Genomic DNA, 13,127 nt, shown 5'->3' with positions numbered 1-13,127 from the left:
CTTGATTCAACCCCGCGCGGCGGGCCGTCACGCTGTACCCTTTAGAACATCGAGCTGTCGTGACTCATGGCCACCCTGACGGTCCGTTGCGGAAGCTGTTCAACAGCCAACGGAGGATGTCCCTGAAGTCGAAACCGGATTCAAGGAGAAGGCCACCCGCGACGCTAGGTCGCGCTCCCCGGTGATGCTATCGGGTCGCCGAGCAACTGCCGGAGTTTCAGCGGATCGACGGGCTTCGTGAAGTGCACATTGAACCCCGCTGCTGCGGCACGCTGCTTGTCGCGCTCCTGGCCCCATCCGGTCAGAGCGACCAGCGTGACGTTTCGACCGAACGGTTCCTGCCGGATCCGCCGGCAGGTTTCGTAGCCATCCATGCCGGGCATACCGATATCGAGAAAGATCGTGTCAGGGCCGAACGTCCCGGCGCGCCGAATGGCCTCCAGGCCGTTACCGGCCGTTTCGACCTCGCCCCCCATCGCGCGGATCAGCGCGGCCAGCACTTCAGCGCCGTCGGCATTGTCGTCGACCACGAGCACACGCCGGTTGATCGCGCGGCGCTCAGTGCGCGCGGGGGGTTCGGCAGGCAGTTGAACATCGGGACCGAGAACTGGCATTCGTATTGTAAATTCGCTGCCGGCACCTGGGCCCTCGCTGCGCGCGATGAGGTGCCCCTCGTGCATCTCCACGATTCGGCGCGCCAGTGCCAGCCCGATGCCAAGACCCGACTGGGCGCGACGCGGCGTCTGCTCTTCCTGTGTGAACAGATCGAACACTCGGGGCAGCATTTCGGCAGAGATGCCAATACCGGTATCACTGACCGACAAATTCAGTTCAGCCGCGCCGGCGCCCCCGGGTGCGACCACCCCGCAGATCACGATCCGTCCGCCGGTGTCGGTGAATTTCGTGGCGTTGTTCAGCAAGTTCGACAGCACTTGTACGAATCGCGTCGGGTCAACGAAGAGCAGCACCGGGGTCTCGGGGAGCTTCATGTGCAGCTCGAGGCCCGCCGCCTCGATCGCGGCGCGGTTGGCCTCGACCGCGCCGTCAACAAGCTCCGCCAGGGGCGTCGGCCGGCGCCGCAGGTGAATCTTGCCAGACGAGATGCGCGAGACATCGAGCAAATCGTCGATCAGGCGGACCATGTAGCCAAGTTGGCGCTCCATCATCGACCGAACCTGCGCGACCGCGTCGGGGGTGTCCCCGGCGAGCCGCACCAGCTCGAGCCCGGTGCGAATCGGCGCGAGTGGATTGCGGAGCTCGTGGGCCAGCATCGCCAGGAACTCATCCTTGTGGCGACTCGCTTCCAGAAGCCGCGCCTCGCTGTCGCGGAGCAATTGCTCGGTGCGTTTCCGTTCGGTGATGTCGATAGCCACCCCGGACACGCCGGCGATCGCCCCGCTGCCGTCCATCAGCGGTTGGACGGTCAAGTCGAAGCTGCGTTGCTCGGTCGGTAGCGTGACGGTGATCTCATCACGGCACCCGACGCCCGTTTCGAGAACCCGCCGCTTCAGTGACGTAAGCTGCCCGCTCTCGCCGGGTGGCAACAGCTCGTCGTCGGTCTTGCCGAGGTAGTCGGGGAACTCGGGATGCAGTGGGAACACCCAGCGATAGCGAAGATCGTGATCCTGTTCGTACAGCCTGAGGGCGCTGTTGCTGGCCGCCAAGGTGCGGAACCGCTCTTCGCTATTACGGACCGCGTTCTCGGCAAGTTTCTGATCGGTGAGATCCCGCACGAAACCGGTGAACCGCGGCGCACCTTCATCCGGCACGTTGATGATTGCCACCTCGATTGGGAACTCGTGGCCGTCGGCGTGATAGCCGCGGGTCTCCACTCGGCGGTTCAGGAATGGCCCTTCGCCGGTCGCCAGGTGCTTCGCCAACCCCGCCCGGTGCTGCGCCCGCAAGTCGGGCGGAATGATCAGATCCGCGAGGTCGCGCCCGAGCGCGTCCTGCTTGCGGTACCCGAAGACTCGTTCCGCCGCGGGGTTGAACTCGGTAATGACCCCGCGATGGTCCATGGCGATGACGGCGTCCAGCGCCGTGTCCAGGATCGCGCGGGTGCGCCGCTGCTCCTGGATCACTTCGCGCTCGACGCGCTTGCGGCCAAGGAACTGTCCGAGCTGGTTGCCGACCGTCGACAGCGTGGCCAGCAGGTCCTCATCGGGCGCGACCACGTCGTAGTTGAAAAACTCGACGACGCCCTCGACCTCGTTGCCGAGCTTGATCGGGAAACCAAATGCTCCGTGCACGCCGGCCTCGCGCGCCACCGGCGCGCGGAGAAAGTTTGGGTCTTCGACCACGTCCTCGATCCAGGCCGCGCGGCCGGAGGCCCAGACCCGCCCGGGCAGGCCCACGCCGGGGGCGAACCGCATCTCACTCGTGGCGCGCTCGAACGGCGCCCCGCGGACTCCCGCCGAGCTCAAAACCGCGCAGCAACGGAGCCGTTGTTCGCCGGCGTCCACCAGCCACAGGGCACCGATCGGCCACTCAAGGTTCTCGCAGACCTGCCGGAGAATGGCCGGGGCGGCCTCCTCGAGGTCGCGGGCCTCGGCGAGCACGTCGCCGATGCCTGACGCGGCGCCGCGACGGCGCTGGCCGGTCAGCCGTTCGGAGATGGCCGCCGCCAGCATCAGCCCGGTCGTGGCGAGCACCGCCATGAACACCTGTAGCCGAATCAGGCCGCGATTGAGGTCTGGGGACGCGAATGGACCGGCGCCCACGACCGTGTGCCAGATGGCACCTGCGGAGACCGCGAGAATGACCAACGCCGTCCCGGGCTGTCCGACTCGCACGGCGGCAACCGCGACAAGCGGAAACACCACGTAGTGCAGCACGCCCTCGCCCACCGTCGCGCCAAACACCTGGCCGAACACGATGGCCGTGATCGCGGCGCTGCCCAACACGAGCGCGACGACCGGGACCCAATTGCGCGGTGCGTCGCCCCTGACCGACGCGGTGACCGTCAGGATGGCCGGTGCAACGACGAGCACGCCAAGCGCGTCGCCGATCCACCACGCGGCCCACAGGCTGGGAAAGCGGTCCCACGGTTGCAGCGCCGCCAGGCACAGCGTCGCCACGCCGATGGTCGCGCTGATGGTCGTCGCCAGCGCCGCGCCAAGGACGATCAAGCGGGCTGCATCCCGAAGGCGGCGCAGGCGCGGATCGAACGCGGGATCCCGGCGCAGGAGCCATGCCGCTGCCACCGCCTCCAAGGTGTTGCCCGTCGCGATGACGGCGGCGGTCCACAGGGGCGCGGATGAGCCGGCATTGGCGAGGAACGCCCCGAGCCACACGGCCGGCCACAGCGCCCGGCCCCAGAGCAGAAGCGCGGCCATGGCAATGCCGCTCGGTGCCCAGACGGTCGTGACCTGCTCAGCGAGGACCGCGACCTCGAAACCCAGGTCTGCGGCGATGAAGTACGCCGCCGTCACGCCGATGGCGATGAGCGCGAGCCGGCCGGTCACGGCGGTGCGGGTAGAGACGGGCACTGCTCAGCAGTCTAGCCCAGGACGAAATGGCTACTGCCGAGCTCTGCCCTGGATGGGCATCAACAGGACGGCGGGGGGTTCTGGTAACGGAGTTCGGTCAGCACGCGGTGCAGCAGTTCCGGTTCCACCGGCTTCACGAGGTGGGCGTCGAAACCGGCCACGCGCGAACGCGCGCGGTCAACGTCCTGTCCGAAGCCCGTGACCGCCACGAACCGGATCGAATCGCCGCTCAGGTCACGCAACTGGCGCGCCAGCTCGTACCCGTCGATCCCTGGGAGACCAATGTCCAGGAGCGCGATCGCTGGTTTGAAGTCCGCGGCGCGCGCGATTGCGGAGTCGCCATCGGCCGCGGTGCACACCTCGAAGCCCAACGACGCCAGCATCTCTGCCAACAACTCGTTGGCATCGGTGTTGTCGTCCACGATTAGCACGCGCTCGCTCAGACCTCGTAGGCTGGTGGGCTCGTTAGCGGGCCCTGGCATGGCGCGCCGGCGCGGTGGGTTGAGGTCAGCGCTGGCGGGCAGCTCGACGACGAACTCGCTGCCGTGCCCGACCCCGGCGCTATGTGCGCTGACCGTGCCGCCGTGCAGATGGACCATGCTTCGCACGATGGCGAGCCCGAGGCCGAGTCCGCGCTGCGTATCGGACGAGGGGGCCGCCTGCACAAATGTCTCGAAGATGCGCGACAGCATCCCTGGCGCGATCCCGATGCCTTGATCGACGACCGACAGCCGCACGTTTTCGCCGTCGCGTTCGCCCGTCACCACGATGCGGCTGGCGGGCGCACTGTAGCGCGAGGCGTTGGTCAGCAGGTTCGCGATCACCTGCGCGAGCCGTTCCGGATCAGCGTCGACTGCCAGACCAACGCTCGCGACGTCGACCCGCAGCACCTGCTGGCGCTTCTCGAGCAGCGGGCCCACCATTTCAATCGCCCGCGCCGTCACGGCACCGAGTTCGAGGCACTCGCGCCGCAGCTCGATCTTGCCCTGCGTGATGCGCGCGACGTCGAGCAAGTCGTCGACCAGGCGCGTCACATGCGCCACCTGGCGTTCGATGATGTCCTGTTCGCGCGAGGCCATGCCGCGCATCCGCATCAGATGCAACGCCGTGGTAATCGGCGCCAGCGGATTGCGCAGCTCGTGCCCCAGCATCGCCAGAAATTGGTCCTTCGCTCGGGTCGCATCTTCGGCACGCGCGCGTGCCTCCGTCAGCGAACGCGCCTTGAGTTCGAGCTCGGCGCGCGCGCGATCGAGCGCATCGGCCAACGCCTGGCCGTCACGCACGCTTTCCTGAGCGGCGCGCATCGCGCCGCGCGCGGCCACCACCTGTTGTTCCATCCGCAGCGCCGACCCGATCGCCGGTAGCATTTCTCCGGCGGCTTCGACGACGGCGAGGTCGGTGTGTTCACCCACGAACACCATCACGGCATACGCGGTGGCAATGGCAATGGCGTCAACGGGTGGTGCAGCTGGCGCAGTCGGGACGCGGACGCGGTGCAGTCCAGGCTGGCGGCGCCCCAGCAGTTCGCGCCAGGCGCGGCCGCCCGGGAGGGTCGAGACCAGCCCGGGCGCTGGCACCAGGGTGCCGAGCTCTGGATCTTCGATCAGCACGAACAATGCACACGCGCCGGCATGCGCGGCCAGGCGGCTGACCGCCGCCGCTCGTTCATCGCGGTTCACCAGCGCGATGGCGAGACGCAGCGTCGTCAGATCCACCGGTCGTTTAAGCAGGAAATGCCAGCACGACGGCTGTGCAGTTGTGAAAGCCGCCGAATTGTCCATCGGCGCGCGCGATTTGCCCGTAGGTGTTGCAGCCGACGAGCACCGCGTCGCCGAGGGCCTCAGCGACTGATTCGAGTTCAAAACCGAACGCGTCCCCCATTCGGAGCCGCGTCGCGACGCAGTCGAAGAACAGCGCCGCACCGGGCTTGCCGCCGTGCAGCTTCTGCAAGGCGGCGGTCGTCGCTTGGCTGGCAGCCGCGACCGCGCTGTCGGCGGTCGTCTGCATCACGTAGACCGTCGCGCCGTGTGGAATCTCGGCAGCGCACGTCACGGACCCGTCGTCGTTAACCTTCAGAGGCACGCGCAAGCGGTAGCCGCCGCCGATGTCGATACCCAGGATATTGTGGAGGAAGAACGGCAACGGGTCTGCGCGAGCGAACGATTGGCCCGTGGCGGAGGCGTGCTCTTCGAAGATTTCCGCCGCTGGCATGCCGTTGAGACTGACCAGCCGTGACCGGTCAGCCTCGGTCACGCGGAAAGCGACGCTCGCCGGCGTCCAGCCGTGACCGACGCCGATTCCAACTGGGCGATCAGACAGAATCTCGAGCCCCACGACCGCATCGTCATAGGCCTCGGTGCCAAGAAATACGTGCGTCTTGGCAAAACGCGCGTCGTCGCCGGCCCCGCCGCCGGCAAATTGATAGCGTCCGGAAGTCGCGATGGTGAGCTCTTCGACGAGTTCGTCGCCATGTCCGGCAAGCGCATCGGTCATCACGAGCGCGGTGCGATGACGGGGATCGTCGGCATTGACACCATTGAAGGCGCCGATGAGCTGGCGCGCCGCCGCGCCGCGATCTTTGCTCACGCCACGTCCAACCCCCGCAGCAAACTGCATCTCGGTGGATCGAATACCGAGAGCGCAGGCGGTGCCTTCGCCGCGGTGTCCGCGGACGAATTCGCCGGCTGACGAGGCGCCGATCATGATGTCCGGGTTGATCTCATTCCTTATGGCGCTGAGTAGATCGGAATAATTGAATCGGGATGACGCGAAGACCACTAAGGCATCCGGCGTCTCGCCGCCGAAGGCGCCTTTCAACTGAGTGGCCAAGTGGCGACCGGCCTCGGCGCTATTGGATGAGTCGGTGTATACGGCGGCAGTGTGAGTCGGCACACGGCGATTCTAGCGCACTGCAATTTCGTACGAAAGAGTCCACCACAGCTCTGTCGTATGACACCACGCGTCACTGGACCAGTGTCGTGTCATGGTCGAGCTTGACGTGTCTGACCGAAGTCATCTGTGGCTGTTCAGGTGGTTCTGAAATCTTAACTCGGCACTGATTGTGCAAGACCATTGGTACTCGCATCGGCACGCGGGTAATTCAGGAGGTGACAATTGAAGAAGTTGATCATGATGGTGCTGGCCGCGACGCTCGCTGCTGGTTGTGCGTCGGACAAGGAACCGGCCGAGCTGGCCGTGAAGGGACTCGAGACCGCGGCGTCCGAAGCCAGGCCCGAGATCGAACGCTTCGCACCCGACCGGTTGGCGGGCGTTGACGCCGCCGTAGCGTCGGTCAAGTCGAAGTTCGACGGCGAAGATTATGCTGGCGCACTCGCTGGCGTGCAGTCGGCCAGCGGCGCGGTCACCAGCGCAGCGGAAGCCGCGGCGTCGCGCAAGGCGCAACTCTCGACCGAATGGGCGGGGTTTGCGGGCATGCCGGCCACCGTTGGACAGATCGAGGGCAAGATTGCCGAGTTCGACGCGATGCGACGCCTGCCGCGGGGCATGAACAAGAGCACGCTCGACGGCGCCAAGTCGTCGCTCGAGTCGGCTAAGGAGTTATGGAGCGACGCAACCGATGCGCATCAGGACGGCGACCTCGTGCTCGCGGTGAACAAGGCCAATCAAGCCAGTCCGATCGTCGATGCTCTGGTGAAGACGCTGGGCATCCAGGCACCGGCTCGATAGGCAGCGAGGGTGCACATAGTCGCAGGTGGTGGGCCGGAGGTGACGTCGGTGACGCGCCAGCCTGGCTCACCACCATCGTCGTCATCCTCGGCCGGCCGCTTCACAGCAGGCCCAGCAATTTGCGCGCTGCGTCTTCGGATGAGGCCGGGTTCTGGCCTGTGACCAGCTTGCCATCGGTCACCACGAAAGATGCCCAGTCGGCGCGTTTTTCATAGATGCCGCCGTTGGCTTTCAGCATGTCCTCGATCAGGAAGGGGACCACGTTGGTCAGCCCGACGCCCTCTTCTTCGGTGTTGGTGAACCCGGTCACGGTCTTGCCCGAGACCAGTGGCTTGCCGTCTGCGCCCTTCGGGTGCTTGAACGCCGCCGGGGCGTGGCAGACTGCGCCGATCGGGCGGTCGCTGGAGGCGAACGTTTCGATCAGCTTGATGCTGTCGGCATCCTCGGCGAGGTCCCACAGTGGGCCGTGACCGCCCGGATAGAAAATCGCATCGAACCCATCGGCCGATACCGTGGAGAGAACGACAGTGTGTGCCAGATCGGTTTGGGCCGCCTGGTCGCTTTTAAAGCGTTTGGTCGCCTCGGTCTGTGCATCGTCCGCGTCGCTGGTGGGATCCAGCGGGGGCTGTCCGCCCTTGGGCGAGGCGAGTGTGACGTCGGCGCCGGCATCCTTGAAGACGTAATAGGGTGCGGCGAATTCCTCGAGCCAGAAACCGGTCTTCTTGCCAGTGTCGCCGAGTTTGTCGTGCGAGGTGAGAACCATGAGAATCTTCATCGGGTGGTCGCCTTTCGATCTGCCTGTGTTTTGGGTGGATCGTTCTCCTTCGTCACGACTGATGATGCGGGAAGGGGCCGCAGGGCGTCTGTGCTCTTGTGAACATCTCGGGCCGCCGCATCGAGCAGCTTCAGCGTTCGCTGGACGCCCCGCCAAAGCCAGACTAGCGGCGATTGCGAATGGAATAAAGGTGACCCTGGGTACGGATCAGCAGGCGGTCGCCGACGATGGCCGGCGTCGCCATGGCGAATTCGTCAAGCGAGTTGACGCCCAGCAGCCGATACTCGTCGCCGGCCTCGACCACGAAGGTGTCGCCCTCCTCGCTCAGCAGGAAGACTTTTCCATCGTAGGCCCATGGGGAGGCCGTGAACGCGGCGGCGCCCGGCGCCACGCGGGATCGAAAGACCCGCTCGCCGGTTTCGACCTTGTAGCGCGAGAAGATGCCTTTGTCGTAGAGGACGTACAGTCCATTCCTGTAGATCACCGGCGTTGGCAGATAGGTGCCGCCGGCCACCCGGTCGTACCACACGACGTAGTCATTCTTGTTCACTGATTCAGGTGGCGTGATATCGCCCGCCCCACCGGCGCGAATGGCGACGATGGGTTTGTTGTCGTCGCCGGAGGTGCCGGAGGTCATGTACAGAATTCCGTCCACGGCGAATGGGCTCTGGATCGCCACCGCGCCCATCCGGTTGAGGCGCCATAGCTCTCGGCCATCGAGGCCGTAGCTGATGGCCACGCCGGGGCCCAGGGTCACCACTTCCGTGCGCAGCCGGTTTTCCCACACGAAGGGCGTGGACCAGCCGGTCTTCCTGGCGGGTTGGACCGTGCGAGGCGTGCGCCATAGCTGCTTGCCAGTCTGGGCATCATAGGCCGCCAGAAAGCTGTGCTCCTCGTTGTCGTTCAACACGAACAAGCGGTCCCGGTATAGCGCGGGCGAGGCGCCCGTTCCGTAGTCGCGGATGGTCGCGCGGCGATCGAACGGCGTGGCCCAAATCGGCTTCCCGTCGAAATCGAAGGCGTACAGCCCGTAGTCGGTAAAGTAGGCATAGACACGGTTGCCGTCGACGACCGGCGTCTCCGACGCAAAGCTGTTCTTGACGTGTCGCCCGCCGCGAGGGTTGCCCTGATAGATCTGGCGTTCCCACAACCGCCGCCCGCTCTCGAGGTCGTAGCAAAACAGCATCAGGCTGATGACGATGTCTTGCGGCATCTCGCGGTCGCGTGCCCAGAGGCGTGTGTTGATCTCGTCAGCCGAGAGCCCTTGCTTGCGCAGCTCGGCGAGGTACTCGTTGCTGAAATCCGTTCCGAGTGAGGGTGGCTTCATCCGCTGCTCACTGGTCGCAGCGGTCAGGAAGACCCGGTTTCCCCACACCACCGGCGACGACCAGCCGACACCGGGCACGTCGGCGACCCACTCGACGTTTTCAGTCTTGGACCACGTGACGGGCAGGTTGCGATTGTCGGAAACCGGGTTTGAATCGGGTCCGCGAAACCGGGGCCAGCGAGCGGACTTCTCGGGACCAGCCGGTTGACTCGACGTCTGCGGCTCGACAGCTGCCGTGGGCTTGCCCGCCGTAGCCTGGGCGAAGGCCGGCGACGTAAGGGAACAGGCACCCATGAGCGCAACGAGGCTCACGGCCACACTACCTGACGTCACTTGAGCGGCGGAATTCCGGGCCATGACCAGCTAGAAAGTCGCGCGTCTCAGTCTGAGAGCATTGCCGATGACTGACACCGAACTGAAAGTCATTGCTGCGCTCGCAATCATCGGGCTCAGCAGAATTCCAAACCAGGGATAAAGAAGCCCTGCCGCCACTGGCACGCCCAGAGCGTTGTAGACAAAGGCGAAGAACAGATTCTGGCGGATGTTCTTCATCGTCGCGGTACTCAATGCACGCCCTCTCACGATGCCTCTCAGATCGCCGTTGACGAGGGTGACTCCGGCGCTCTCCATCGCGACATCGGTACCCGTTCCCATGGCGATGCCGACGTTCGCCTGGGCCAACGCGGGCGCATCGTTGATGCCATCGCCCGCCATGGCCACGATCTTTCCTTCCTTCTGGAGTCGCTGGACGACGGCGGCCTTCTGATCAGGCAGGACATCAGCCTCGACGTGCTCGATGCCCAGCGACTGGGCGACCGCCATGGCTGTGGTCTTGTTATCGCCCGTCAGCATGACGACATCAATGCCCTGTGCCTTCAGCTCTCTGATTGCCTCTCGAGACGATTCCTTGATTGGATCCGCGACCGCGATCAGCCCCGCAGCCTTCGCGTCGATCGCAACCAGCATTACCGTCTGGCCTTTTGCGCGAAGCTCGTCGGCGCGCGATCGCAGGTTCGAAAGATCGACGCCGAGATCCTCCATTTGCCGGAGGTTGCCGATCGTCACCGTCCGCCCTTCCACGACGCCACTGACGCCCTTGCCGGTGGCCGATGCGAAGTCAGACACAGGAGCGAGCGTCGTCCCGCGCTCGCGTGCGCCATCGACAATGGCTCGCGCGAGCGGATGTTCGCTGACGTGTTCGAGGCTCGCGGTGAGCCGGAGAACGACGTCTTCGGTGAAGCCGGCAGCCGGCTCGACAAGCGCCAGGCGCGGCTTGCCCTCGGTCAGCGTGCCGGTCTTGTCCACAACGATGGTATTCACCTTCTCGAACAGCTCGAGCGCCTCGGCATTTTTGAGCAGGATCCCAAGTTCCGCCCCCCGCCCGGTGCCCACCATGATCGACATCGGCGTGGCGAGGCCAAGCGCGCATGGGCAGGCGATGATCAGCACCGCGACCGCGTTGACGATCGCGTGAGCAAAGCGCGGTTCAGGCCCGTAGATTGACCAGACGCCGAACGTGATGATCGCCACCAGGATGACGATTGGGACAAACCACCCCGATACGGTATCGGCGAGACGCTGAATCGGGGCTCGGGAACGTTGCGCTTCGCTGACCATCCGCACGATTTGCGCCAGCAGCGTGTCAGCACCAACGCGCTCCGCAGTCATGACGAAGGCCCCGGTGCCGTTGACCGTCCCTCCAGTGACCTTCGCCTCGACGGCCTTCTCAACCGGGATCGGTTCGCCGGTCACCATTGACTCGTCGATCGTCGTGACCCCTTCGGCGACGACGCCGTCAACCGGAATCCGCTCACCGGGACGGACTCTGAGCCGATCGCCCACCTGCACGTGTTCGACAGGAATATCTTCCTCGTCGCCCGACGCGGCGATCTTGTGCGCGACCTTCGGTGCAAGCCCCAGCAGGTTTCGAATTGCGGCACCAGTGCCGGCGCGGGCGCGCAGTTCCAGAACCTGGCCAAGCAAGACCAGGACAACGATGACGGCTGCCGGCTCGAAATACACCGCGACGCGATCGCCCATTCGGAATGACTCGGGAAAGAGGCCAGGGGCCAGCGTCGCGACGACGCTGTATCCGTAGGCTGCGCCGACGCCGAGGGCGATCAGGGTAAACATGTTGAGGTGCATCGAGATCACCGATGCCCAGCCGCGCTGGAAGAACGGCCAACCGCCCCACAGCACCACCGGTGTCGCGAGGGCGAGCTCGATCCAGTTCAGCCAGCCGGCTGGCAATCGGTGAAGCAGGTGGCCGGGTAGGAACTCGGCCACCATGACGGCCAGGATCGGCGCGGTGATCACGAGCGACCACCAGAACCGGCGGGTCATGTCCTGTAACTCTTCGTTCGGTCCCTCGTCGAGCGTGACGGTTACCGGCTCCAGTGCCATGCCGCAGATCGGACAGGAGCCTGGCCCCCGCTGCCGAATCTCCGGGTGCATGGGGCAGGTGTATTCGGCGTCGGCCTCGGCCGGCGCGGTGCTCGCGCCGCGCTTCTCGCCCACGAATTCGCCGGGGTTCTGGCGAAACTTCTGCAGGCAGGTGTCGCTGCAGAAATAGTAGGTGTGGCCGGCATGGTCCAATGTGCCGACCGCGTCGGCCCGAGCGATCGTCATCCCGCAGACCGGGTCCAGGGCTTCGCTCGAGTCGGGGGTGTCATGTTGATGCGTCGCCACTGCGGCCTCCACTGGTTAACGCGACGGCAGACGGTTCATTACAGTGCTGCAGGGACGCCGGGCTGCCGCCCGGCGCCCCTCGGTCTCACTTTGCGAATTGAGCGGGATCGGCGTCGAACCTGGTTTTGCAGCCCTTCGTGCAGAAGTAATAGGTCTTTCCCTGATACTCGCTGGTCCCGGCCGCCTGGCTCGGAGCGATTTGCATGCCGCAGACAACATCTTTTTCCATAAGAGTTCCTCCTGCCTTGATAACGGAGAGCCCACCTTAGCATTACACTCGGGTGGTCAGTGCGTTTTGCCGCAGGTGCAGTTGGCGCAACCGTGCTCAGCGCAGACGCCGCACGATTCGGTGACGCGCTTCTTGAGGGCGTCGCGGGCTCGGAACACGCGCACACCCGCGTTACTGGGCGACAGATTGTTTCGCTCCGCGAAGGCTTTCACAGGTACGCCTTCGACATCGATCTGCTGAATCGCGTCGGCGTACTCGGGCTTGAGCGTCGCCGCCAACCTCGCCACACACGCACAGATCTCCGCCTCGACATCGGGCGGTGCGGATTCCTGATGCTCCAACTCCCGGGCAAACAACTCGAGAGCCTTCGCAGCCGTTCCGCCGCGCCGGTAACGATCGACCACGGCATTGCGGAGAAGACGGTAGAACCAGGGCACCACCGCTTCTCCGTCAGGCGCCACCTCGGGCCGTGAGAGCACCTTGGTGAACGCGTCCTGCAGAATATCCTCCGCGGTGTTCCTGTCACCGACGCGGCGTTCAAGGAACCGCAGAAACGCGCGGTGATTCTCCAGCAGAACAGCGATCTCGCTAGTGGTCGCAGGGTCAGTCGGCATCGTCTTCAGAATACCCCCTTCTGTGCGGCTACTCAGTTGGACGATGTTGCAGAGCCGGCACCACATGATGGCGGCAACATCAGGCAACTCCTGGCTCAGAATCTCAAGCGCGCGCCGCTTATCGATTCCAGGATGAGGAGCGAAAAGAGGCGTGCGAGAGCAAGTTCGCGAACTAACTTTTTTGAGAATGAGCGACGGAGCGAGTGGGGTTCGACCCCGCTACCGCGATGCCGAAGACGAGCGCGCGTGGCTGGAAGACCACCCGCACCGCGGAACGAGACGAATGTCGAGGGATGGCGGAGGCCGCCAGGGATTCGCA

General features: G+C 65.1%; 9 protein-coding genes. 1 reads left to right on the top strand and 8 read right to left on the bottom strand.

Going from position 1 to position 13,127, the window contains the following annotated elements; translation table 11 throughout:
- Positions 1-164 precede the first annotated feature (164 nt).
- From Q8T13_20410 to Q8T13_20400, 3 genes are read right to left on the bottom strand one after another with little or no spacing between them, the layout of a single operon-like run.
- Entirely contained in the window at positions 165-3,488 is a 3,324-nt protein-coding gene (locus Q8T13_20410; protein MDP3720132.1) for an MASE1 domain-containing protein, read from the bottom strand.
- Positions 3,489-3,547: 59 nt separating this feature from the next.
- Positions 3,548-5,203, bottom strand: a complete 1,656-nt coding sequence (locus Q8T13_20405; GenBank protein ID MDP3720131.1) for an ATP-binding protein — start codon at positions 5,201-5,203, stop codon at positions 3,548-3,550.
- Between the two features lie 7 nt (positions 5,204-5,210).
- Positions 5,211-6,380 (bottom strand): FIST N-terminal domain-containing protein, encoded by a 1,170-nt coding sequence (locus Q8T13_20400; GenBank protein MDP3720130.1) that lies wholly within the window; start codon positions 6,378-6,380, stop codon positions 5,211-5,213.
- A gap of 222 nt (positions 6,381-6,602) precedes the next feature.
- Here Q8T13_20400 and Q8T13_20395 point away from each other — a divergent pair, with 222 nt between their 5' ends.
- Positions 6,603-7,175 (top strand): hypothetical protein, encoded by a 573-nt coding sequence (locus tag Q8T13_20395; GenBank protein MDP3720129.1) that lies wholly within the window; start codon positions 6,603-6,605, stop codon positions 7,173-7,175.
- Positions 7,176-7,275: 100 nt separating this feature from the next.
- On the opposite strand, the gene Q8T13_20390 is transcribed toward Q8T13_20395, so the two are convergent.
- The 5 genes from Q8T13_20390 to Q8T13_20370 all read right to left on the bottom strand — a co-directional run bounded on the left by Q8T13_20390 (position 7,276) and on the right by Q8T13_20370 (position 12,895).
- Positions 7,276-7,950, bottom strand: coding sequence for a type 1 glutamine amidotransferase domain-containing protein (locus tag Q8T13_20390; GenBank protein ID MDP3720128.1), 675 nt, complete (start codon positions 7,948-7,950; stop codon positions 7,276-7,278).
- A gap of 163 nt (positions 7,951-8,113) precedes the next feature.
- The gene (locus tag Q8T13_20385) at positions 8,114-9,589 is read right to left on the bottom strand and encodes a PQQ-binding-like beta-propeller repeat protein (GenBank protein MDP3720127.1); all 1,476 of its coding nucleotides are present in this window, start codon (positions 9,587-9,589) and stop codon (positions 8,114-8,116) included.
- A 51-nt stretch (positions 9,590-9,640) separates the two neighbouring features.
- Entirely contained in the window at positions 9,641-11,977 is a 2,337-nt protein-coding gene (locus tag Q8T13_20380; protein ID MDP3720126.1) for a heavy metal translocating P-type ATPase, read from the bottom strand.
- A 73-nt stretch (positions 11,978-12,050) separates the two neighbouring features.
- Positions 12,051-12,194: a YHS domain-containing protein gene (locus Q8T13_20375; protein MDP3720125.1), complete on the bottom strand. Its 144-nt coding sequence runs from the start codon at positions 12,192-12,194 to the stop codon at positions 12,051-12,053.
- A 56-nt stretch (positions 12,195-12,250) separates the two neighbouring features.
- Complete coding sequence (locus Q8T13_20370) at positions 12,251-12,895, bottom strand: sigma-70 family RNA polymerase sigma factor (GenBank protein MDP3720124.1); 645 nt, start codon at positions 12,893-12,895, stop codon at positions 12,251-12,253.
- Between the last annotated feature and the right edge of the window lie 232 nt (positions 12,896-13,127).

The organism is Acidobacteriota bacterium (genome assembly GCA_030697165.1).
Taxonomy (GTDB): Bacteria; Acidobacteriota; Vicinamibacteria; order Vicinamibacterales; family UBA2999; genus 12-FULL-67-14b.
Note: the sequence above shows the minus strand (reverse complement) of the source record. Positions and strands in the feature narration are given on the sequence as shown.